The organism is Eubacterium sp. CAG:161, assembly GCF_000432355.1.
Classification (GTDB): domain Bacteria; phylum Bacillota; class Clostridia; order Lachnospirales; family Lachnospiraceae; genus Eubacterium_G; species Eubacterium_G segne.
Genome location: NZ_HF991858.1, coordinates 1 through 24,244 on the forward strand (window position 1 = coordinate 1; position 24,244 = coordinate 24,244).

Genomic DNA, 24,244 nt, shown 5'->3' on the forward strand with positions numbered 1-24,244 from the left:
TGTTCTATATTTATCAGCCCATCCCATGATACGTCCAAATGTGCCTGCGATTGTAGCATCAACTGTAGGGATGATACCATCGTAAATGTTACCTGTTGAACCATCAATTGAGATGTAATCTCCTTCGTGATATTCTTTTCCAGCTAATGTGAACTTCTTGTTAGCTTCGTCCATAGCGATATCACCACATCCTGATACACAGCATGTACCCATACCACGAGCAACAACGGCTGCGTGAGATGTCATACCACCACGTACTGTTAAGATACCCTGTGAAGCCTTCATTCCTGTAATGTCTTCAGGAGATGTTTCAAGACGAACTAAAACAACCTTTTCTCCCTTAGCATTCCATTCAACAGCATCATCAGCTGTAAATACAACCTTACCACAAGCAGCTCCAGGTGAAGCTCCAAGTCCCTTACCAGCTGGTGTAGCAGCCTTAAGAGCAGCAGCATCAAACTGTGGGTGAAGTAATGTATCTAAGTTTCTAGGATCGATCATAGCTACAGCTTCTTCTTCTGTTCTCATGCCTTCATCAACAAGGTCACAAGCAATCTGTAAAGCAGCCTGAGCTGTTCTCTTACCATTTCTTGTCTGTAACATATATAATTTTCTGTTTTCAACTGTGAATTCCATATCCTGCATATCTCTGTAATGGTTTTCAAGTGTTTCACAAACCTTTACAAAGTCAGCGAATGCTTCTGGGAATTCCTGTTCCATCTGAGCGATTGGCATTGGTGTTCTAACACCGGCAACAACGTCTTCACCCTGAGCGTTCTTTAAGAACTCACCCATAAGCTTCTTCTCACCAGTTGCTGGATCTCTTGTAAATGCAACACCTGTACCACAGTCATCACCCATGTTACCAAATGCCATTGACTGTACGTTAACAGCTGTTCCCCATGAATAAGGGATATCGTTGTCACGACGGTAAACGTTAGCACGTGGGTTGTCCCATGATCTAAATACGGCCTTAATAGCTCCCATTAACTGTTCCTTAGGATCATCTGGGAAGTCTTCACCGATTTTTTCTTTGTATTCAGCCTTGAACTGTGCTGCTAATTCCTTTAAGTCATCAGCTGTGAGTTCTACGTCCTGCTGAACACCTCTATCAGCTTTCATCTTGTCGATAAGTTCTTCAAAGTATTTCTTACCAACTTCCATAACTACGTCTGAGTACATCTGAATAAATCTTCTGTAGCAGTCCCAAGCCCAACGAGCATTTCCTGACTTTTCAGCAATTGTATTAACAACTGTCTCGTTAAGACCAAGGTTAAGGATAGTATCCATCATACCCGGCATAGAAGCTCTAGCTCCTGAACGAACAGATACGAGGAGAGGATTTTCCTTATCTCCGAACTTCTTACCTGTGATTTCTTCCATTTTAACGATGTATTCGTTAATCTGTCCCTGGATTTCATCATTGATTTCTCTTCCGTCCTCATAATACTGAGTACAAGCTTCTGTTGTGATTGTGAATCCCTGTGGTACAGGAAGACCTAAACCTGTCATTTCTGCAAGGTTTGCACCTTTACCACCGAGGAGCTCACGCATGTTAGCATTACCTTCGCTAAAAAGGTACACCCATTTGTTTGCCATCTGTTCTTCCTCCTAATAAATAATAAGTATTGTATGTCATGAGCTGTAGAATGGCATTCCTTACCAGCTCATACAATCGATTTTTGGTGTTGCCCTGTTTTCCAGATAAAATATGTTCAATAAATGTCTCTTTCTATGTAGTCACGCAGAAAAAGGGCGCACTAGCACCTACGGAACAATTATAACATACAGCGCCTTATAGTCAAGAGAGAACGCTGTTTTTAGTTTAAAAGCCATAGGTTTTTCCTAATAAAATTCTTATCTGTCTCCACAATAAATGTTGTTATTGAGTGTGGAGGTACTTCTGTATTAATTCCTTTTCCGTCAACTGTAACTGCCAGTTTGTGTACTCTGCTTAGTTCGCTTTGAACCACATCCACTGTATTCATTCGGAAACTATAATAATCTCTTAATTCATACGGGTCTAATTCCTTCCAAAACTCCTTTGAGCCCTATGCAGTCTGCACTACTCGCATTATCGGTTCCATGAAAATACCTCTTTTCAAAATATTTCCAAAACCTTCCAAGTTCTTTCCCGTTTGATTAGATTAATTTATACCTGATTAGAAATCCATTTTCTCCTCAAAGTATGCCTTAAGGTCTTCAATTTTTATTCTTTCCTGCTTCATTGTATCTCTGTCACGAACTGTTACGGCACCGTCTTCTTCTGAATCAAAATCATATGTTACACAGAACGGTGTTCCTATTTCATCCTGACGACGATATCTCTTTCCAATTGCTCCTCTGTCATCAAATTCGCAGTTATAATACTTGCTAAGCTGTGCGAATACTTTTTCTGCTCCTTCGTTTAACTTCTTTGACAATGGAAGTACACCAATCTTTACAGGTGCAATAGCCGGATGGAAATGTAACACAGTTCTCATATCCGGTTTTTCTTCTGTACCGATGTTCTCCTCGTCATATGCTGAACAAAGGAATGCCAATGTGACTCTATCTGCACCAAGTGACGGCTCGATAACGTATGGAACATATCTTTCATGCTTTTCATCATCAAAATATGTTAAATCTTCTTTTGATAAATTCTGATGCTGAGTAAGGTCATAATCTGTTCTGTCTGCAATGCCCCAAAGTTCTCCCCATCCAAATGGGAATAAAAATTCAATATCAGTTGTTCCTTTTGAGTAGAAACATAATTCTTCAGGTGAATGATCTCTAAGTCTCATTTCATCTTCTTTAATACCAAGGTTTAATAACCAGTCACGGCAGAAACCTCTCCAATACTGGAACCAGTCAAGGTCTGTTCCCGGTTCACAGAAAAATTCAAGTTCCATCTGTTCAAATTCTCTTGTTCTGAAAGTGAAGTTACCCGGTGTAATTTCATTTCTGAAAGACTTACCAATCTGTCCGATACCAAATGGAATTTTCTTTCTTGATGTTCTTTGAACGTTCTTAAAGTTTACGAAAATACCCTGTGCTGTTTCAGGTCTTAAGTATACTGTATTCTTTGCATCCTCAGTAACTCCCTGAAATGTCTTAAACATAAGGTTAAATTCACGTATATCTGTAAAATTATGCTTTCCACAGGATGGACAGCAAATATTATTATCTTCTATGTATGAAGCCATCTGTTCATGAGACCATGCATCAATAGACTCTTCAGCCTGGATACCATGCTCATCCATATAATCTTCAATAAGCTTGTCAGCTCTGAATCTTTCATGACATTCCTTACAATCCATTAACGGGTCTGAGAATCCTCCTAAATGTCCTGATGCAACCCATGTCTGTGGGTTCATAAGAATAGCACAATCAACACCTACATTGTATGGATTTTCCTGAACAAACTTCTTCCACCACGCCTTTTTTACATTGTTTTTAAGTTCAACTCCAAGATTTCCGTAGTCCCATGTATTAGCAAGACCTCCGTAAATTTCTGATCCCGGATATACAAATCCTCTGCTTTTTGCCAATGCAACTATCTTATCCATTGTCTTTTCCATTATTACATCTCTCCTTAATATAATTTAGATTTTATCAAATACTTTCAGTATTATTTTTAATATACAATATAACTTAAATTTTCATCAGAATCATCAGTGGTTACTATTCCATCATCATCCACACTGCAATTTGAACTGATATACTTAACATCCTCATCTAACTGAACCTTATATTTTCCTTTAATAATAAGGATATTGGCATCTTCCATAGCCTTGATTTCCTTGGTTGTGGCATCTTTTTTCTTATCCGGTGAAGTAAAATCACCTTTTATTTTGCAATCAGAATTGTCCGCTATCTTTCCCATGAAAAACTCATTGCTTTCAACCTTATTGTATTCTTTAATGTAAGTTGAAAAATCATATGTTGTAGCAAATTCAAGAACTAATGTTGCCACATCGCTTTTAACCTTGAATGTATCTACCGTAATGGCATTTTTCACGGAAGCTTTCTTCCCGTCGTTATAATCTGCCACTTCTTTGTTTATGGTATCTTCAAGCTTACTTTCGTCGTAATAGTCCTTGTCAAACTTTTCCGCAACACCGTAAGATACCTTTCCATCTTCCTGTATGTAAACTGCACTCTCGCCCTTGGCAATATCCATATCACCTATTGTGCTTCCACACGCCGTAGCTCCAACAGCTACCACCAGCACAAGAAAAAGAGCTGCTAACTTTTTGTTAATATGCTTCATCTGTTCATTCCTCCTGATATTTGGCAAATACCTTATAAACAGTATCACCTAGATTACAATTTTAAACGCAAACCACCATTATTTCAATACATATTTTGCATAAAAAATTTACAAAAATTCCAACGAATTGAACTTTTTGTCTATCACTTTATCCATGTATGAACCAATAATATGTTTTAGCTGTTTCAAAACTATATCTGTAACTGTAAAGGAAAACAATTTATCTACAGGAGTAACTACAATAAATTGCAGTGCATACACCGTGGAATCTGTTATTATCTCATTATCCGGTACCTTTCCGTGACACTTTTTACATACCATTGTATTACGGTTTATATCAAAATAATCAAGTTCCTGCTTCTCTCCACAATTACCACAGGAGAAAACGTTGGGGTACTCTCCGTTTATAACCAAGGTTTTAAGCTCATATATACAACGTATTAAGTCAACAGGAATCCTGTTTTTAGTTAAAGCTTTCATTGCCATATATAAAAGTTTTAAAGTTTCAGAGGCCTCTATTCCTTCTCTTCCATAGTATCCTGCCAGTTCAAGAAAATACATTCCCATGTACATGCTGTCAATGTCTGTCATGGAATTGCTGAAATAATCGCTAATTTTCATTCCAGTAACCGTATAGGCGTTCCGTCCCCGGTATAAGGTAAATTCACCAAAAGCCATAGGCTGGCTTCCTCCTAGAAACGGACTGTTAGGTTTTCTTGCGCCACGGGCGAAAGCTGTTATTTTTCCAAATTCCTTTGTAATTATAACTAATCTCTTATCGTATTCACCTATAGCCATTGAAGATATTACCATCCCCAGCGCCGTTACTGTTTCTACCATCTTCTTTTCCTTCTGTGTCCTTTATCCTTGCAATAAAGCTTTCCCGTGCTTTATTTATTCTTCTCTCATCAGCATATTTCAAATAATCTTCAATCTTACCTGTTGCTTCAAAAACCTTCCAACTGTTTAAATTATCCATCTTATCCCTCCGTAATACTGCAATTATCAAATTGCTTTTTTCACCTGTTTAAGTGATAAGATTAGGTTCTCCCATGAGATTATTTGTATACTGATTTCTTCAAAGAAAAAACTGGAAAGACCAATTGTTAATTCATTTAACAACTACTTCTCATTTATATAACCGTAATTTTTCATAAGAAGTTCGCTGTCACGCCAATCTTTTCTAACCTTTACCCAAAGCTGAAGATTTACTTTCATTTCCAGCTGTTTTTCTATTTCATATCTGGCATTTGTTCCGATTTTCTTTAACATGCTGCCTTTTTTGCCAATAATAATGCCCTTGTGTGATTCTCTTTCACATATTATTGTTGCCTCAATATCCACAATGTCAGTCTTTGTACGCTTCTTCATTTTTTCAATAGTAACGGCAATTCCGTGAGGGACTTCTTCATTTAATGCATGAAGAGCTTTCTCCCTGATTAACTCCGCCACGATTTGTCTCATAGGCTGGGCTGTCACTGTATCTTCATAGGCTGGTCTGTCACTGTATCTTCATCATAATACTGTGGGCCTTCCGGCAGATATTTGAAAATCTGTTCAATAACAACATCAACATTTTTGCCTCTTAGGGCTGATGCAGGTATTATTTCATCAAAATCATATATTTTTCTATATACATCTATAAATGTAAGAATCTCTTCCTGTTTTACGGTGTCTGTCTTGTTAATAACAAGAATAACCGGAACTCCTATTCCTTTAAGTTGCTGGGCAATATGCTGTTCCCCTGCTCCAATAAAGGTGTCCGGTTCCACCAGCCACATAATTAAATCAACTTCCTTTAATGTTTTTTCAGCCACATTTACCATATACTCTCCAAGCTTGTTTTTCGCCTTGTGAATACCCGGTGTGTCTAAAAATACAATCTGACCTTCATCACATGTATAAACAGTCTGAATTTTATTTCTTGTAGTCTGTGGTTTATTTGATGTTATGGCAATCTTCTGTCCGATAATCTGATTCATTAATGTTGACTTTCCAACATTTGGTCTTCCAATAAGTGCCACAAAACCCGATTTAAACTTCGTATTCTTTCCTGAATCCATTTTATACCTCTTATCTTAATTCTTTAATTTCCTTAAATAACTCCCTAGAACCTTCTATGGCACTTTTGCTTCCCACAACGCAGATATTGTTTCTGTCTATTATCTTTTTAACCTTTGGTGCCAGATTTCTTATGTCCTCCGGTGTTGTTGCCAAAACCTTAAGTCTTGTTTTACAAAGGGACTCGTAGGGCACCCCTGCCATATAATTAGTAAATTCCCTTCCGCTTATATCAGCTGCATTTAGTGGTGTATCAAGAAGACTGATTGTGCCGATAATATACTTGCGCATTTCACGCTCATCCACGTTGAAATTTTCTATAAATTCAGGTGCCTTCTTATATACCTCAACTGACTCCTTAAGCTTCGGATCCCTGTATGAGCTAAAGAAACCGTCTCCTGTTTTTCCAATAACACAATTACATCCGTATGCTCCGCCTTTTTCCCTGATATTATTCCATAAATATTTATTTCTCATAATATTTCCCAGAACAAAAAAGCTTCCATCGTACTCTTCCTTCTCACCTTCGTCATTATAATTTCCTGCCATAGTTACATATTGAACCTGACCTGATGTTACAATGGCCTCGTTTTTCTGCTGTGGAACAAACTTCCAGCCGTCAAACTGCTCCTTAAAATCATCTGAACTGTCAAACATATTTTTCTTAAGGTCTACAGTATATTCTTTTACTTTTTCAAAGTTTTCGCCATCACCTGCAAAGTTAAGAATCATATTATCCTTAACAAACACTTTTTTCACAGTGTCATAAAGCATTGCTATAACTTCATCTTTTTTCTCATTAAAATTATCAACAATGTCACTTATAAACTCATAAAATGCCAGTCCGGCGATTTGGTCTCTTAAATAATATGCCTTTGAATAATATGACATTGCCCTAAGCCTTGCCACACTGTCACCACTGCTTACTATTCTTCTGTTCATTCTAAGTTTTAACTCTTCAAGTAATTCTTTAAGACGCTTCTCATTGTCAAACTTTGTTTTCAAAATTACTTCGTTAATGATTTCATATGCAATCTTAATATTCTCATTAAGAACCTTGAAGTGAATTTCAGTGTTTAATTTAATTTTATTCTCACTTTGACTTACATATAAACCTGTGTCAAAGGCCAGACCACCTAAATTCAAATCTATATCCATATTTAATTCCATATAGTCTCTGTCTGTATCCATGTATGTTAAAAGATACTTCAAAAGACCAATGTATTGGTGGTACTTTTCAGGCATCCGTGAGCAGTCAAAAGCTATATCCACATATCCGATACCGTTAGTAAAAATATCACTGTGAAGCACCGGGATATTTTCCACCTGACTTTTTTTACTAATAAGAGGTCTGGGATTTTTATTAATGTCTGAAATCTCCAAAAGAGGAATAGTTTCTAATTCTTCCTGAGTAGATGGTGTCTTTTGAAACTCCTCTAATTCACGGGTTTCAGTAATTATCTTCTCAATCTCTTCCTTAGACAAACCTACCTTTTTTGCCTGAAGACTTTCCATTAACCTAGATTCTTTTTCCTCTGTAAGCCCCTTTTTCGGTGCCAGAACCACTACAGAATGATGTGTATTATTTATAAGATATTTCGTAAGAAGTTCTTCAAAATAATTACCTTCAATATTCTTTCTTAACTCATCAAAAATTTTGTTTGTCTCTAAGTGAATAAATGGTTTCTCATCATCATAAATCCAGCTTGCCATAACATCCAGTCCCCACATAAGTCCCTTTGGAATGCTTCCAAAATCAGATTCCTTTGTGTCAAACTCAATGCTGTTAAGACCTGCAAGAAGTGTTGTTTTATCAATGCCATTTTCTACGATTTTCTCTAATGTGTCCTGAACTACCTGAAGGAACCTGTCCTTGTCATCCTTATTAGCACCCTTTACCACAATGCTGTATACAGGCTGAAGTATGTCGTCATCCATAGAGCCTGTCACTGCCTTTCCAATACCTGCATCTATAATTGCCTGTTTAAGAGGAGCTCCCTCTATATCCATTATTGCATATTTAAGTACCTTAAACGCCAGCATAAGTTTTGCGTCAAGGTTGTCTCCTATAACATAATTTGATGTAAGCATTGCACTTTCTTCTTCTATTTCATTATCGGAAATGGCATATTCCTTTACAAGCTCATATGTTTTATCAAACGAACTTTGATGTTCAATACTAGAATCAATGTCCAATTTGTCATATTTCCCAAGATAATTTTCATCAATCCAGTCCAATCTTTCACTCATATCCATGTCGCCGTAGAGATAAATAAAGCTGTTTGACGGATGATAATATCTTCTATGGAAATCAAGATATTCCTCATAAGTAAGCTCCGGAATATGCTCCGGGTCGCCACCGGATTCATACTGATATGTTGTATCCGGGAACAATGATTGAGCTGTTACACGGGAAGCAATTCCGTCTATAGAGGAATACACACCCTTCATTTCATTGTAAACAATGCCGTTAATTTCTAAAGGCTCATTTTCGTCATTAAGCTCATAATGCCAGCCTTCCTGTTTGAAAATTTTATCTGTTTTATAAATATTTGGATTAAAAACCGCATCCATATATATGTGCATAAGATTTTTAAAATCCTTATCATTGTAGCTTGCCACCGGATATATCGTTCTGTCAGGATAAGTTATGGCATTAAGAAATGTATTAAGTGACCCCTTTACCAGTTCCATAAAAGGATCTCTTAAAGGAAAATTTTTTGAGCCACATAAAACCGTATGTTCTATAATATGAGGCACACCTGTGTCATTGTTTACCGGTGTTCTGAAGCCTATGTTAAAAACCTTGTTGTCATCCTCATTTGACAATAATACAATTCTCGCCCCGGTTTTTTTATGTTTTAAAAGCCATGCATCAGAATTAATTTCTTCAATATACTTATTTATCACTACTTCATATGCATCTTTTTCGTATATGGATTTATTTTTTTCAATAAAATCTTTAAACATTCTTTTCTTACCTTTCATAAAAATATATAAGTCTCCCCCAAAATCATTAAAGACCTACAATATCTATATTACCATAATTTAACTTATCTATCCATAAGAAAAGCTGCTGCCTGATGATTTCATATCACCAAAGCAGCAGCTTTTTAAAACCTATTTAAAATTAATCAAAATATCTTACATATTTTTTCATTCTGTCTACAATTATTACTGCAACAATTATTTTAATTATATCAGGTATTATGTATGGGAATACGCAAAGTCCCAATGTTGCAACTAATCCGTTTTTCATTAAAATCATGAACCATATTGTTCCTATGGCAAAACATATTACATCTCCTACAAGCATTGCTAATGCGGTAACTGCGATTTTTGCCACTCCCTCTAATTTGTTAGCAGCTTTTTCAACAATTAATCCTGTAACAATTGCCGTAAATATAAATCCCACAATATATCCCCCTGTTGGTCCTGCTATAACTGACGGTCCTGATTTTACCTGACCTGCAAAAACCGGAACGCCTATAATTCCTAACAGTATGTAAACTATAACTGAGATTGTTCCTCTCTTTGACCCCAGCAATCCGGCAGTTACGAAAACTGCAAATGTCTGAAGGGTAAATGGAACCGGCTGAACCGGAACTCTTATCCATGAACATACTACTATTAAAGCCGTAAATATTGCTATTAAAACCATGTTTTGTGTTGAAAACAACTTTTCTTTTTGTGTCTGCATATTTTTATCCTCTCTTTTTTATTATTCAAACGTCACCATTTTATTTCATATAGCTCTATTTGTCAACCATTTTATTTTTTAGGTTCACATTTCTTTTCAGCTTTATTGTTTTTAAATTAATAAAATGCTATACTTAATGCATTACAACTTGCTTTTGGAGGCGAACATGAAGGTAAAAGATCAGGTATTAAAACAATTAGAAGATAATAAAGGAACTTATTTTTCAGGCAGTGAACTGGCAGCAGCATTAGGTGTCAGCAGAAATGCCGTATGGAAGGCAATTAAGTCCTTAGAGAAAAGTGGATACCGTATTTCTGCTGTTCCTAATAAAGGATATTGTCTTAACATGGATAATGACATTCTTTCATCCTGGAGCATAAAGCAGCATTTAAACCACGACGGCCTTAACATAACTGTATATGACACAATTTCGTCCACTAATGATGTTTTAAAGGAGCAGGCAGCTCAGGGGGCACCTCACGGAACCGTAATAATTTCTCAGGAACAGACTGCCGGAAAAGGGCGCATGGGAAAGAATTTTTATTCTCCATCAAAAACCGGAATATATTTAAGCATTTTAGTCCGCCCTGACATTCCGGCAGGGGAATCACTGTTTCTTACTACTTCTGCTGCCGTTGCCACTGCCAAAGCCATTGAAGATGTTTCAGATAAAAAAGCTGACATTAAATGGGTTAATGATATATATATATCTGATAAAAAAGTTTGTGGAATATTAACTGAAGCTTCCTTTAATATTGAAACGGGAAAATTAGATTATGCCATTGTAGGAATAGGAATTAACATTTGCTATCCTGACGGTGGATTTCCTGATAACATTAATGATATAGCCACTGCGGTTTTTGACAGCAATACCGATACGGTTAATAAAAGAAGTATCCTTATAGCCCATCTTTTGGATTATTTTATGGACTATTATGAAAATTTTGACAAAAAATCCTACGTGGATGAATACATTAAACGTTCCATGCTTATTGGACGAAGAATCTATATTGTAAACGGTGATGATAAAATACCTGTTACTGCCAAAGAAATCGACAGAGACTGCCGATTAAAGGTAGAATATGAAGACGGTAGCGAGAAATGGCTTTCATCCGGGGAAGTAAGCATTAAAATCAAATAAATCAGCTACCTTTAAGGCTAAATACAAAATACCGGTACGGATTTAATTACCTAAAACCATACCGGTAAAACTTTGGACCTTTTCTGTCAATAATATGCCCTACCATACAATAAGACACTTAGTATGAAATTAATATGTATACACTATAAATATATATAAAGTGTTAAAGATATAGAACTGTTGAATATAACAAAAGCCATAGGCTCTATATCAAGGAAGTATTTTTACACATTCTCCGACATAGCCTGTCGAAATGGCTGACAGAATACCGTCTAAGTTTCAATATGACAAATTAAAAAATAAAAGTATAATCCCTGGATACTTCCGGGAAATACCATAGCTCTTTTGACATAACGTCATGTTAACACGTCATCGTCAGAAAAATCCGGACTTGAAATTTAAATCCATATTTCCACCCCCTGTTCACAATATAACTGATAGGGCAATACACGCCTAAAACATAAGGAAGCATATGTACATTAGTATGTGAAATTATGTGCGCAAATCCATACCTGACATATGTTTTGAATAATACGTTGCCTGTGTTGCCTCATATCGTTATATGTATGTTAACATTTTGTATATGTGATGTCAATATATTTTGTGATATTTTTATATTTTTTATGTTTATTTCATTGCGTAACCTCTCCGGTTATCATCCAAGGTGACGGCTGTGCAACAAAAATACTGTTTTTGTCTGTTTTTGAAACTGATATCTGCATTACTTCCGTAACATTAACTCCATGTTTTTTCATTAAGTATTTAATGTCTGCTAATATATCAAGTTCTAAGGTATAAACAATAATCTTAATGTTTGGATTAATTTTTAATAAGTTTACAATATCACTTTCAATATCCTGCTTTGTTGCTACTATAAATGCAATTCTTGGCACCGGAAGCTTCTCCAATGTTTCCACCTTTAAGTCAGAAACGATTTCAACATTGTGAACTCCAAACTTAGACGCATTCTCTTCCATGGAGCGAAGGGAACCTGCATCTCTTTCTGCTGCAATAATTACTCCTTCATATGCCACCATTGAAGCCTCTATTACTATACTTTCACCACTTACAATAAGGGCTGTGTCACTAACATCCAGCTCTAACTTATTCATAATAACAGACCTTATTTCGTGACCTACATATTTAACGGTACCTGATGAGAAGTTTTCATTTTTTATTCCAAAAATCATTGATTCTCTGGTATTTTCATTAACAATGAAAATAACCGTAGGACCCGACAACTCATCATCCATCATGTCGCTTACCTTACAGTGTTTCATTTCTCCAGGCTCATATCCCTTTCCAAAATACATTTCATAGTCGCCATAGCCTGCTTCCCAGCATTTATATAACATATTAGGATGAGTTTCATCAGCAAAAATCAAAATTCTCTTATGAGTTGCTATTGTTGCAAGAACATTTCTCCTTTTTCCGCAAGTATTAAGAAGCTTAATTTTTTCAGGTGTTACCCCCTGCATATCTGCAACATATTCCATCCATTTAAGCATCTGTGATGTAGAAAATTCCACACAGGATTTTTCTATATTATTCTCCATTTTAGTATCCTCCTTGTCTCCGTTCAAACTTATAGAAATATTATATCACTAAATCAATGTGTAGCAAGAAAAAATATGCTATAATATGTAAATGATATATTTGAAAGGATTAAAAAAATGACAAAAAAACAGCTTGCTTTGGAAATTATTAATCGTTTAAAAAAGGAATATCCTGATGCCTCCTGTACCTTAGACTATAAGGATGCATGGAAGCTTTTAATAAGCGTCCGTCTTGCTGCCCAGTGCACTGATGAGCGGGTAAATAAAATCGTCCCTGATTTATATAAAAAATATCCTACTATTGATGCTATTGCTGAAGCCCCTGTAGAAGAAATAGAAAAAATAGTCCGTCCCTGTGGATTAGGGAAAAGTAAAGCCCGGGATATAAGTCTTTGCATGAAAATGTTGAGAGATGACTTTGATTGCAAGGTACCTGACAATATGGAGGATTTGTTGAAGCTTCCGGGAGTTGGCCGTAAAAGTGCTAATCTTATAATGGGTGATGTTTATGGGAAGCCTGCCATTGTTACAGATACCCATTGCATCCGACTTACCAACCGTATGGGATTAGTGGATGGAATAAAAGAACCGAAAAAAGTTGAAATGGCACTTTGGAAAATCATTCCCGGCGAAGAAGGCAGCGACTTTTGTCACCGTCTTGTGTATCATGGCAGGGAAGTATGTACTGCCGGAACCACTCCTCACTGCAACAGATGTTGCCTAAATGATATTTGTAAAAAAAGGATTTAACTTAAATGAAAACCGGTAAAGTATGTACATATCAAAAATATGTCACACCTTACCGGTTATTTTATTGATTAATTATTATTTTTATTGTTACTTTTTTATTTTTAATCTTTTTGCACTTTCATTATCCCTTTCCTCCTAATAAATTTAAATAACTTATTTTCTCATAAAACTCCATACTGACGCATAAGTTCCATTCTTTTCTTTCCCATTGCTATACTGTCTATTTCTTTAGAATATCTGCTTTGTGTTTTTCTCTGTTTCAAATACCTTATTATTCTGTGACAATACGCAACCGGCAATAAATAACTTCTCTTTTGCAAATACTGATATTTCTGCTTCATATATGACTTAGACGGAAATAAAGAGCTTTTTATGGAAAGCCGTACTTTTTTATTTTTCTCTGAAAAGCCTTTATTTGCAGCACTTATGGTGATTTTTGAGCTATGTATCCTTCCCATACTGCTTTTACCAAAAGTTCCTGAATCAAGCATATCCACTAAAAGATTTTCACTGTCTGCCACAATTAACTGTCTGTCTTTTAAAGGAATCTCGCTGCTGTTAAAGCCTAAATATCTGTCACCTATATCAAATAAATTGATAAGGAATCTATATAATCTGTTTTCCTGTGCCACAGTTTCCACATAATCCCAATTAATTAAGGAATTATATTTTTGGGCAAATATCAGCAAATCGCACAGCTGACGTACTCCAAAACCGCAATATATAAAATGTTTGTAACTATGACTTAGCAAAAACAGAAAATGATCTGTTTCATTAAGAGTCCATACCCATCCTGTTCCCGCCTCTCTCTTCTCCGCCTTATCCACTGCTTTTTTAAATCTGTTATTAAGACCTTTAAAAGCGTTATTGTCAGATGGCAACAAGCCAGTATGTATCTCTATTCTTACTTTCGTGATCGAATTATAATAAGCTACTTCATACGGAATCTTTTTTTTGTCCATATTCTCCACGTCATTTTCACATATAAAGCCTTCTTTTTTTAAGATTTCATGGCATTTCATAAAATCTTCTTTATCAATAAGCAAATCTTCATCATTTGAATATCTACAATCCGGCTTAGGATAAAGATTTCTAAGAACAATTCCCTTAACCACCACCGGTTTAATTTCATTTTGTAATAACTTTTTATAAATTTCAAAGAAAAAGCTTGTCCTCTGAGTCTGGGATATCATAAGCAAAATAGTCTGTCTTTTATAAGGTGCAATCTCTTTTTGAAATCTTTCGTAGCTGTTGGTACCGGCAATAAAATCGCACACAATAGGAAGCATACTCTGTTCCCTTGCCATATTTAATACTTCAATAAGCTGCTCTTTTTTATTAATATTTATCTCTATGTTTTCACCATCTGTCCCAAGGGCTCCTTTAACGGCATCCATAAAGATTTTACTATCAGGACTTATCATGTGACACCTCTTTTAAACTCTCTTATACCTTAACAAATAAAATATCACACCAAAGGGGTATGCCATTAACGCAACAATCTTGTTGTGTGCTTTCTTTATTACATCCTTCTCCCCTGCAATTCCTGCTACTGAAATATATCTTATATAATCAAAAAATAACGACCTAAATGTATAATCACTATTTATTTTCTGATTAACATATAACAGATAACCCTTTGGATTATTTTTAATAAGTTTTGACATATTAAATGTATACCCATCCATCTGATATCTGTGTACACACAACGTCCTGTTTAATACCACAAGTTTTCCGTCCCTGTCTATTAAATTATATAAGTATGCCTCGGGTACAAATTTTTCCTTTTGAATTTTAGGAAACTGATACTTCTTAACTTCTGTTGTTCTAAATACCAGCATAGCCTCCCCTTTTAAGCCAAACTTCCTGTATGCCTCCCCTAAAGTAGTCTCAACGTAGCCATCATTTGCTTTTTCTTTCTCAATGTAATACCTGTCATTAAAAGCTTTTCCTCCAGGCTTTTTATCATGTTTTATTTTGATATAACCCGGCAGTTGTTTAACCTTCATTTCCCTTTTTATATCTTTAAACTGAACTTTTTTCTGTGACATAATACCTACAATGTTTTCATTCAGTTTAACTTTTTCCCAACATTTAAGTACCATTTCAATGGCATTTGGGGTAATAACATCATTTGAATCAAGACACATAAATATTTCCGTTGTTGTCATTTCCACAGCCTTGTTATGAGCCATAGACTTTCCTAAGTTGTCCTGCTTCAAATATTCTATCTTTATTTCATTTTCCAGCTGCCACTTTTTTATAAGTTTCTCAGTGCTATCAGTGGAGCCGTCATCAACAACAAGCCACACAAAATCTTTGCACGTCTGTTTTTTTAATGAGCAATATAATCTTTTAATTATATTTCCACGATTATATGTAGGTGTAAAAACCGTAATACTCTCCATTGTTTTCTCCAGTCTGCTAATGATACTGAATCTACTTTTTAATTAACTTTTCACGTGATTTAATCCGATATGAGTTTAACGTTAAACTTTCTTATTTACCTGATATTACCACCGGTGAAAAAAAAAAGTAAAGTTTTATGATATAATTTGTCTTTTTGCAACATTTTTATTTTTTAATTTCCTCAAAATTTGTCTTATTTATCCTGTAAACCCTCTCACAAATATCCAAAACACTTGGTCTGTGGGTTGTTACAATACATATTTTCTTGCTGTCCTTTTTTATTATATTTTTAAGAACCTTTTCCTCGGTATCCACATCCAATGCAGAAGTAGCTTCATCTAACAGTATTACCGGTGCATCTCTGAGAACTGCACGGGCTATTGAAATTCGCTGTGCCTGACCTTCTGAAAGTCCCTGCCCGTTTTCACCGATTATGGTATTTATGCCCTCCGGCAGTTTTTTTACGAAATCATAGGCACAGGCAGTTTTAAGAGCTGCTATTATTTCTTCGTCTGTTGCATCATTTTTAACCATTCTCATATTCTTGGCAATGGTATCGGCAAAAATTGTATTGCCCTGAGGTACATACGAAAACATTTCCCTTGTAGCAGCGGAGAGAGCACATTCATTTCCTAAATTATCCCTCATAACACTTTTTCCGGATTGTGGATTTATAAGTCCTAAAATTATTCGCATTATAGTTGTTTTTCCCTCTCCTGAAGGACCTACTATTGCCACAATATTTCCTGACTTTGCCAAAAGGTTTACATTAGATAAAACCTTTTCACCACCCTTATACGTAAAATCAATATTTTCTATTCTGATTTCCAATCCCTTAGAACTGTTTTCCTTTATTTTTTGTGCAGTTTCTTCCTCAATCACCGGCTCCGGCTTAATTTCAGATACTGACATAATTCTTCCTGCACTGGTGGTAGCTGATACCGCCTGAGGAACTAATGATATTAAAGAAGAAAACGAGGAGGACAAACTGTTTGCCAGCTGTATAAACAATGTAAGGGTTCCAAATATAATGGCACCCTTCCACAATCTGTATACTCCCCAGCCCAAACATCCGTAAGATACCAACATTCCCGTAAAAGATAAGAGACTTGTGGCGGTTATGGACATTTTATTGTAATCCATCATTAAATCCTTATATTTTTGCTGTACATTTCTCATCCCTTTTTCAAAAAAATCCACTATTCCAAAACATTTAATTGTCTGTATATTCTGAAAAGAATCTTCCTGATATGTAATAACTTCACTACTTGCTTTTCTAAGTTCCTGACTGTATTTTCTCATTTTTGACAAAATCACCCTGGACATTAGCACTGAAACCGGTGCGCTAAGTAATGCAATAACTGCCATAGTAGGGTCATAATATAAAATAATAACCAACGCTCCTAAAAACTGTGCCCCCTTGGTAATAAGACTGGGAAACCAGCTGATAACACTGTCTGAAACAGTTTTCACATCTCCTGTAAGCCTGTTTATTAAGTCACCGCTTCTATATTCATACAGCGATTCCCAATCAGCTTCCATTACCCTGTCGTAAATTTCTGCCTGAATTTCATTATATACTTTGGTACTGATTAAAACCGTTGCCCTACTGGTTATGGCATTTAACACGATATTTCCTATACCCATGGCAATCATCAGGGAAACAACCCATCCTATTGCCTTTGTATCGTACCCTGTTACAATGTCAATCAGGTATTTACTCATTACACTTCCTGCTAATCCCATAACAGTTGCCAAAACACCTAACACACAATAAAGTAAAATTGCTCCCCAATAGTGTTTCGCATATTTCAGCATCCATTTTGCTTCACCTTTTACCTGAGATATATTATGTTTTTTCATTAATCTCTCCTTAACATTTATAAGACAGGCGAATGTAATTTATCTGTTAATAACCGTACCTGTTCTCTTATTTATATAATACATTTTTCCTTTAATTCTATGTCTTCCCTTTGTGTACTTCTTTCCTGTTTTGCTAAAAAGGTATGTTTTTACACTGTCACTGTAAGCCTGATTTCTTATTACGGAACCATCTCCCTTTGTCAAATATCTGTATCCCTTTACCTTAATCCAACCAGTTCTTAAAGCACCGTTACTTCCTGACAGATAATATTTCTTCTTATCTACTGAAATAAAACCTTTTCTCATTTTTCCGTTGTTCTTGCTAAAATAATACCATTTGCTGTTATGCTTTACCCAGCCTTTTACTTTCTTACCATCTTCCGTAACATAATATGTGGCACCATTTTTCTTTACAAACTTTCCCTTATTTTGAATAGGGTTTAAACCATAATATGATACAATGGCATTGGCATCTGCCACACCTAACATTTCTCTTTTTGCCTTGGTGCTAAAAAACTTTTCACAGTCTGATTTGCTGGTAACAAATCCATGTTCAATAATTATGCTTGGGATTTTAGTTTTTACTCCGTTTCTTACTATGGAATAATAGTCTGCCCTGGCACCATTACCGTAATACATGTCATCTGCCTTTCTCAGTAAAAGTCCCAGATTCTTTATGCCCAAATCCTTTAAATTAGCCAAAACCTGTCTGCCTAATGCCTGAGTTTCAATTCGCACATTATCATTGTATCCAGACCTATATGCCGGAAGAATCATGGCTCCGTTTCTGTGAGGATTATCATCTGCATTAATATGCATACTAACTAGAAAGTCAGCATCTAAACGCAATGCATAATTATTTCTTGCCACAAGGCAATCCCCTAACTTAAGGGCACTACAGCATCTTCCTGTATCTCTTGTCATATATACATTTATATTTTCATATTTATTTAATTCATCCCTGCAGGCATTTGCTATGTCAAGAACTACTTTTTCTTCCCTTAATCCGTTTGCCTTTGCTCCTGTATGTACACTACAATGTCCCGGGTCTAAAACCACTGTTTTAGATTTAGATGGAGATATTTTAGAAATAATACTTTTCTTTGGTATCTTAGAATTATTTTCCGGATTTTTGGTAGTCTCTTCCGGAATAACTGCTGTAGTTTCCTCTGCTGTTCCGCTTTCTGTTTCATTTGCATATGCAGTATATGTATTTTGAACTCCTCCATAAATAGCTGATATTGCAGCTACAAGTGCTATTGTTTTTACTAACTTTCTCATTTTAGCCTTATCTCTCCTGTAATTTAATACCATTTTTCAGTCTATAATAATCTTTGCGAATTAAAGCACCATTAATAACGTACCGGCACCTATTAATACACATCCTATTGCTGATTCACTAACATAAATTATGTTTACAGTGTTTTAAGTATAACAAAAATGTCAACATAATTAAACCCGGAAGAACAAGAATAATGTCCTTTCTTCCGGGTTTTTGCATTTATTTAGTTATCTTAACTTTTTTAACTGCCGACCATTTGCCAACATTCTTGCCATTTATTCCCCTTACCCTGAAATAATATGTCTTTTTCCTGGTAAGTTTTTTAACAGTCACCTTTAATTTAGATGATATTATTGTCTTTGTTTTATACTTCTTTGCCTTAGAGAACTTTTTATTTAAAGAATACTGAATCTGATATTTCTTTGCATTGCTTGCTTTCTTCCAACTAAGAGTTACTGTCTTTTTCTTTGAATTTTTCGCACTGCTGATTTTTGCCTGACCGATTTTCTTTACAGCCGGCTTTGGTGCTGTTCCTTTTGTAAGAACCAGTTTTTCCAAATTAACAGTGTAGAAATATGAATAATATTCTCCCTTAATCTTTTGCTGTAAATCCTTTGGCAATTCTAATATTTCTTTCTTGCCCGGTACTAAAATGGCAGCCTTGCCTAATATACTGTCATCTACTATTTTAAATACGGTATATTTTATGACTCCATCAGGATGGTCATCGTCAATGTAATGTACGGTATATACACCATAGTCTTTATTATCAGAAGTGCTGTGATACATTTGCAGGTAAACCTCACTAAACCAGTTCATAGATATCACGCCCTTAAACTGATCTATCTCCCCATCACTGTCTAATACCGTTTCATATCCTTTAGTTTCAGGCTTAATATTCTCCTGACCTTCTATAGGCTTTGCAATTAAATAGGTTTTCCCTGCCTCGATTTCTTTATTTTCCAATATTTCATACATGGAATAATAGCCTGTTTTTTCCATGTTATCATCATACTTTGCATTGCCACCATAATATTTTCCGTCTTTTTTAAACTTATCAAGCCATGCTCCTTCTGAAACATCATATGCCTTAACATTTTCCGGAATCACATGTTTTTCTTTATCCTGCTTAACATTAACCTTTTCTGAAGTCTTTCCCTTTATAGCTATGGCTTTTGTCTTATCACCATTTGAAGCCCCAATTGTTTCTATTACGGGATATCCTTTTTGTGAATACATTTCCATGTCCACGGTACTCTCTATTGTAAGAATTCCCTTTGTTCCCTCGGCACGCATATTAATCGCTGTTTCCTGTAATTTCTGCTTATTTACCACAAGTTTTCCATCTCCTGAAATGGTAAGATTTCCACCATATCCGTCTCCCCAGATAAAGATTGACCTTACTTCATTTTCACCTTTTACGTTAATTTTAAAATCATCACCCATAATATTGGCAACTAGGTTGTACTCTTTCATTTTTACATTATTTAGTGTAAGAGTGTTGTTTTTTTCATTATATGTCACACCATTTACCTTTTCCACCTTAGCCTGTGCAAAATTGGCAAATATAAACTTGTCGGTCTTTTCCGAAATCAATCTTAAATATGACGGCAACTCTCCCTTACCCGGTCCATTGGCTCCTAACACCATCTGAGGCATCATTGTAATCAACAATGCAAGACTTAATAATAAACTTATAACTTTTTCTTTCATAACAAATACTCCTTTCACGTATGTAATATTTTTTGTTTTCGAGGACCGGTTAAATCCGGCACTCCCACCTGTATTTGTATGAATAATATCCCATAAAGTTTACTTTTTTTTAAGTTTACATATGTCTCAAATCGTTATTTTATGGCATTTTTTTGTTATTTCCACTCATAATAAAACTGAATCAGACCCACTCTGGATTTGGTACCTGTTTTCTCATTTAAGTTGGCAATATGCCTGTACAATGCTGCTCTTGAAATATATAATTCTCCTGCTATATCCTGTACACTTTTGTCGGACGTAAGAAGTTTCATCATCACCTCTTTTTCCCTTGGTGTTAAAGAAAACGTTTCTGAGAATTTTATAAATTTGTCTTTTAAATCTTCCTCCTGAGTCTCTATAGACTCTATATCCTGTCTTATGCCATTATGCATATAGTATATGAATATTGATAAACTTATTAACACAAACATAACCAATGCTACAATGCTATTAACAAAAACGCTTTTTGTTTCAAACAAATTGATGGATAATGTTCCTATAATGGCAGCACATAAATTGTTTACACCACGTCCAAGACCTGCCCAAAGTTCCATTTTTTTCATATGGAAAGACAGTTCAATAAATGCCGTAGTAAAAAATACTGCGAAAAATCCTGCTGACAGATAAAATACTATAAGACCTACCATGAATCTGCCCCCTGTCATTATAACTAATACGCAAATAGTAGATAACAGAGTCACACAGTACATAATAATACTCATATACCGTCTTTTTCCCATATCAAATAAAATACCTGCCAAAATTCCACTTACTGCCAGCAATAGTCTTGGCAGCTGTCCTATGTCAACCTTTCCTGTGGAATGGAATAATGTAACCACATTATCAAGGGTAGAAAATATACATGCCATGAACAACACCTGAAAAATCAGGGTTATAGCTGCAACTTTTGGTCTTTTGAGTATATCCTGATTTTGCCCCGTTGCTGACACAATATCTTCCGGCTTTTTTAAAGCATAACTAAAAATAACAGCCAGCCATATTATCATCATTACTGACAATACAACAGCCTCTGCCCTGTCATTGTTTATAAGATTGTTATTAATGAACTGAAGGTACAAACCTATGGCATATGAAAAACCAATAGTCTTTGCCAGACTGCCATCTTTAAACAGATTAATTGCCACAAGGTAATGGGTTAAACTGCCTATAATTCCTAACAACACAAAAATAAGGCACCCGGCAATTAATATTAAAACATATGAAAAATGCATAACTATTATCAATACACCGCCAATATACCCTGCTACTGCCAATATGCTTCCTATGTATGGCACCTTACTCTTCACACAGCCTTTAATAAAAGGGAATATGATAAATCCCAATACGCTGGCTCCTAATATGTAACTTTGTGCAATTACCACACCTTTAGAATCAGTTACATATTTCATCATGTTGTCAAACAGATACTCTGTTCCTAAAAATATAAAATTAAATAATGCCAATATAATAACGGCATAAACTCTTTTTTTATTATTAATTATTTCTCTCATTTTTTATCCTGACTTTGCTAATTACTTGATAATAGGTTAGCATAAATTAAGATAAAAAGAAATGCCGGCTACCAAAATGATAACCGACATTGTTTTATTCTTATTTAATTTTACTGTTTACCACTTCCGGCAAATATCTTATTTATAAACACATTTTGAAAATATTTACAACATCTTCTTTTGCAAGAGGTTTAAATGCATATGCCAGTCCTCCCAGCCTTACTGCCTTTTCAGCCATTACTTCAAAATGACTTTCATCAATTCCAATATCAGTAAAACTGCTCTTTAATCCTAATGTTTCAAAAAGGAATTTTTCCATCATTTCAATACCTTTGTTTGCAATTTCCATTGGTGGGAGATTTTCGTCAACTCCAAATACATTTACCGCAAAATCCACGTATTTTGACACTGTAGTTTCGTCAAGACAATATTTCATCCAACGTGGTGTAAGTATTGCCAGACCTAAACCATGAGTTATGTCATATATTGCTGAGAGTTCATGCTCCATTGGATGACAACTCCACGCCTGACGCTTGCCACCATCTACAAATCCGTTTATTGCCCATGAGGATGTCCACAATAGGAAGATACTACTTAACGTCTGTTTTCTGCTCTAATATATCCCATGCATCTCCGTCATAAAAAGCTGCCGCTCCAATGTATTTTGTGCAGTCAATTACAGAACCACCACCAACGGCAAGCAATACATCAATGCCTTCTTCTTTGCATATTTTAGCACCGGCATTAACTGAAGATACTCGTGGATTTGGCTCAATTCCAGATAATTCAAATAATTCAAGCCCTGCATTTTTCACTTCGGCAACTACTTTATCATATAAGCCACTCTTTTTAATAGAGCCACCACCATATGTAAGCAGTACCTTTTTTCCGTACTTACTTAATTCTTTGCCTAAATGACCTAGCTGATTTTCTCCAAAATACACCTTAGTAGGTATGTCGTATACAAAATTATTCATATGAAACCTCCTCCTTATTTTTTCCTCTTAATGTGAATTTCCGGTATTGCTACATTATCATATGTGATGTACCCGTCCTTGTCTGTTTTGTCGTCCTTTTCTTCTTCCTTTATTTCTCCTGTATGGATTTCAGGAACTGCAAGGTTTTCACTTTCCACCTCATAATCACCACGTTTTTTTCTTATTTTTTTTATGAGCATTTTTATACCTCCCGAATATACATTTTCTATAAAAAGTTAATGAAGAATGTAACTACTAAACTGTTTAGGAAATCGGCGAATAAACTTCCTACCAATGGAACTAACAGATACGCCTTAACTGATGGCTCGTATTTCTCACACAATGCCTGCATATTTGCCATGGCATTAGGGGTGGCACCCATTCCGAAGCCACATACACCTGAGGATAATACTGCTGCATCATAGTCTCTTCCCATTACATTAAACACTACAAAATATGTGAAGAACAATATAAGAAGTGTCTGTCCTGCCAATAAAATCACCAGTGGAAGTGCCAGTTCTGCTAACTGCCAGATTTTAAGGGTAATCATTGCCATGCCTAAAAACAGTGAAAGGCTTATACCACCAATGTCATTTATTTCACCCATATATATGGTAAATTTTCCTGAATATTCTCCTATGTTACGAATGCAGGCTGCAACAATCATTGCACCTATATATATTGGAAAAGTCATTCCTGTAAGGGACAAAAGCTCTGACACAATGGTACCTATTCCAATGGCAATGATAATCTGGAAAACTGCTGAAGGGTACATACTTGTGTGTCTCTCGTGCTTCTTCTCTTCTTCCACCAACAAGCTGTCATCTTCCTGAACAACTGTATCTAACAGCTTTTTCTTTTCTATTAAACGTCTTCCTACAGGACCACCCATTACGCTTCCTGCAATTAAACCAAATGTAGCTCCTGCGGTACATAACGTAGTGGCTCCGTCAATTCCAAAGTCTTCCAAAACCGGGCCAAAGGCTCCTG

The 24,244-nt window shown here is 35.6% G+C and carries 19 protein-coding genes and 2 pseudogenes; 2 read left to right on the top strand and 19 right to left on the bottom strand.

Annotation, left to right across the window (positions count from 1 at the left end; translation table 11 throughout):
* The 9 genes and pseudogenes from Q5O30_RS04035 to Q5O30_RS04075 form a co-directional block, all read right to left on the bottom strand.
* On the bottom strand, positions 1-1,599 hold a 1,599-nt coding region (locus tag Q5O30_RS04035; RefSeq protein WP_302674569.1), incomplete at its 3' end, for a pyruvate, phosphate dikinase.
* A 221-nt stretch (positions 1,600-1,820) separates the two neighbouring features.
* Positions 1,821-1,988 (bottom strand): hypothetical protein, encoded by a 168-nt coding sequence (locus Q5O30_RS04040; RefSeq protein WP_302674570.1) that lies wholly within the window; start codon positions 1,986-1,988, stop codon positions 1,821-1,823.
* Between the two features lie 174 nt (positions 1,989-2,162).
* Positions 2,163-3,560, bottom strand: a complete 1,398-nt coding sequence (locus Q5O30_RS04045) for a glycine--tRNA ligase (protein ID WP_021952479.1) — start codon at positions 3,558-3,560, stop codon at positions 2,163-2,165.
* Between the two features lie 56 nt (positions 3,561-3,616).
* The gene (locus tag Q5O30_RS04050) at positions 3,617-4,252 is read right to left on the bottom strand and encodes a hypothetical protein (RefSeq protein WP_021952480.1); all 636 of its coding nucleotides are present in this window, start codon (positions 4,250-4,252) and stop codon (positions 3,617-3,619) included.
* A 108-nt stretch (positions 4,253-4,360) separates the two neighbouring features.
* Positions 4,361-5,092: a DNA repair protein RecO gene (gene recO, locus Q5O30_RS04055; protein WP_021952481.1), complete on the bottom strand. Its 732-nt coding sequence runs from the start codon at positions 5,090-5,092 to the stop codon at positions 4,361-4,363.
* A complete protein-coding gene (locus Q5O30_RS04060; RefSeq protein ID WP_021952482.1) occupies positions 5,037-5,231 on the bottom strand; it encodes a hypothetical protein in 195 nt (64 codons plus the stop codon). Before Q5O30_RS04060 ends, recO begins: the two co-directional genes overlap by 56 nt.
* Positions 5,232-5,374: 143 nt before the next feature.
* Positions 5,375-6,315: pseudogene (era, locus tag Q5O30_RS04065) on the bottom strand (GTPase Era).
* A gap of 10 nt (positions 6,316-6,325) precedes the next feature.
* On the bottom strand, positions 6,326-9,301 hold the full coding sequence (locus tag Q5O30_RS04070; RefSeq protein ID WP_021952485.1) for an insulinase family protein: 2,976 nt from the start codon (positions 9,299-9,301) through the stop codon (positions 6,326-6,328).
* Between the two features lie 142 nt (positions 9,302-9,443).
* Complete coding sequence (locus Q5O30_RS04075) at positions 9,444-10,013, bottom strand: biotin transporter BioY (RefSeq protein WP_021952486.1); 570 nt, start codon at positions 10,011-10,013, stop codon at positions 9,444-9,446.
* 166 nt (positions 10,014-10,179) lie between these two features.
* Between Q5O30_RS04075 and Q5O30_RS04080 the strand changes: the two genes are divergently transcribed.
* On the top strand, positions 10,180-11,154 hold the full coding sequence (locus Q5O30_RS04080) for a biotin--[acetyl-CoA-carboxylase] ligase (RefSeq protein WP_021952487.1): 975 nt from the start codon (positions 10,180-10,182) through the stop codon (positions 11,152-11,154).
* 632 nt (positions 11,155-11,786) lie between these two features.
* Here the strand turns inward: Q5O30_RS04080 and Q5O30_RS04085 are convergent.
* The gene (locus Q5O30_RS04085) at positions 11,787-12,710 is read right to left on the bottom strand and encodes a hypothetical protein (protein ID WP_021952488.1); all 924 of its coding nucleotides are present in this window, start codon (positions 12,708-12,710) and stop codon (positions 11,787-11,789) included.
* Between the two features lie 117 nt (positions 12,711-12,827).
* On the opposite strand from Q5O30_RS04085, the gene nth reads away from it, so the two are divergent.
* Positions 12,828-13,460: an endonuclease III gene (nth, locus tag Q5O30_RS04090; RefSeq protein ID WP_021952489.1), complete on the top strand. Its 633-nt coding sequence runs from the start codon at positions 12,828-12,830 to the stop codon at positions 13,458-13,460.
* A gap of 161 nt (positions 13,461-13,621) precedes the next feature.
* Here the strand turns inward: nth and Q5O30_RS04095 are convergent, their stop codons facing one another.
* The 9 genes and pseudogenes from Q5O30_RS04095 to Q5O30_RS04140 all read right to left on the bottom strand — a co-directional run.
* The gene (locus Q5O30_RS04095; protein WP_021952490.1) at positions 13,622-14,884 is read right to left on the bottom strand and encodes a nucleotidyltransferase family protein; all 1,263 of its coding nucleotides are present in this window, start codon (positions 14,882-14,884) and stop codon (positions 13,622-13,624) included.
* 12 nt (positions 14,885-14,896) lie between these two features.
* Positions 14,897-15,868 (bottom strand): glycosyltransferase family A protein, encoded by a 972-nt coding sequence (locus Q5O30_RS04100; protein WP_021952491.1) that lies wholly within the window; start codon positions 15,866-15,868, stop codon positions 14,897-14,899.
* 166 nt (positions 15,869-16,034) lie between these two features.
* Entirely contained in the window at positions 16,035-17,732 is a 1,698-nt protein-coding gene (locus Q5O30_RS04105) for an ABC transporter ATP-binding protein (protein WP_021952492.1), read from the bottom strand.
* A 39-nt stretch (positions 17,733-17,771) separates the two neighbouring features.
* A complete protein-coding gene (locus Q5O30_RS04110; RefSeq protein ID WP_021952493.1) occupies positions 17,772-19,013 on the bottom strand; it encodes an N-acetylmuramoyl-L-alanine amidase in 1,242 nt (413 codons plus the stop codon).
* A 220-nt stretch (positions 19,014-19,233) separates the two neighbouring features.
* The gene (locus Q5O30_RS04115) at positions 19,234-20,727 is read right to left on the bottom strand and encodes a fibronectin type III domain-containing protein (protein WP_021952494.1); all 1,494 of its coding nucleotides are present in this window, start codon (positions 20,725-20,727) and stop codon (positions 19,234-19,236) included.
* A 155-nt stretch (positions 20,728-20,882) separates the two neighbouring features.
* Positions 20,883-22,277: a helix-turn-helix transcriptional regulator gene (locus tag Q5O30_RS04120; protein WP_021952495.1), complete on the bottom strand. Its 1,395-nt coding sequence runs from the start codon at positions 22,275-22,277 to the stop codon at positions 20,883-20,885.
* 142 nt (positions 22,278-22,419) lie between these two features.
* Positions 22,420-23,254: pseudogene (locus Q5O30_RS11690) on the bottom strand (iron-containing alcohol dehydrogenase).
* A gap of 14 nt (positions 23,255-23,268) precedes the next feature.
* Positions 23,269-23,454 carry a hypothetical protein gene (locus Q5O30_RS04135; protein WP_021952498.1) on the bottom strand — a complete coding sequence of 62 codons (186 nt, stop codon included), beginning with the start codon at positions 23,452-23,454 and terminating at the stop codon, positions 23,269-23,271.
* A gap of 26 nt (positions 23,455-23,480) precedes the next feature.
* Positions 23,481-24,244, bottom strand: a 764-nt coding sequence (locus Q5O30_RS04140; protein ID WP_302674572.1) for a sodium/glutamate symporter, incomplete at its 5' end; no start/stop codon positions are given.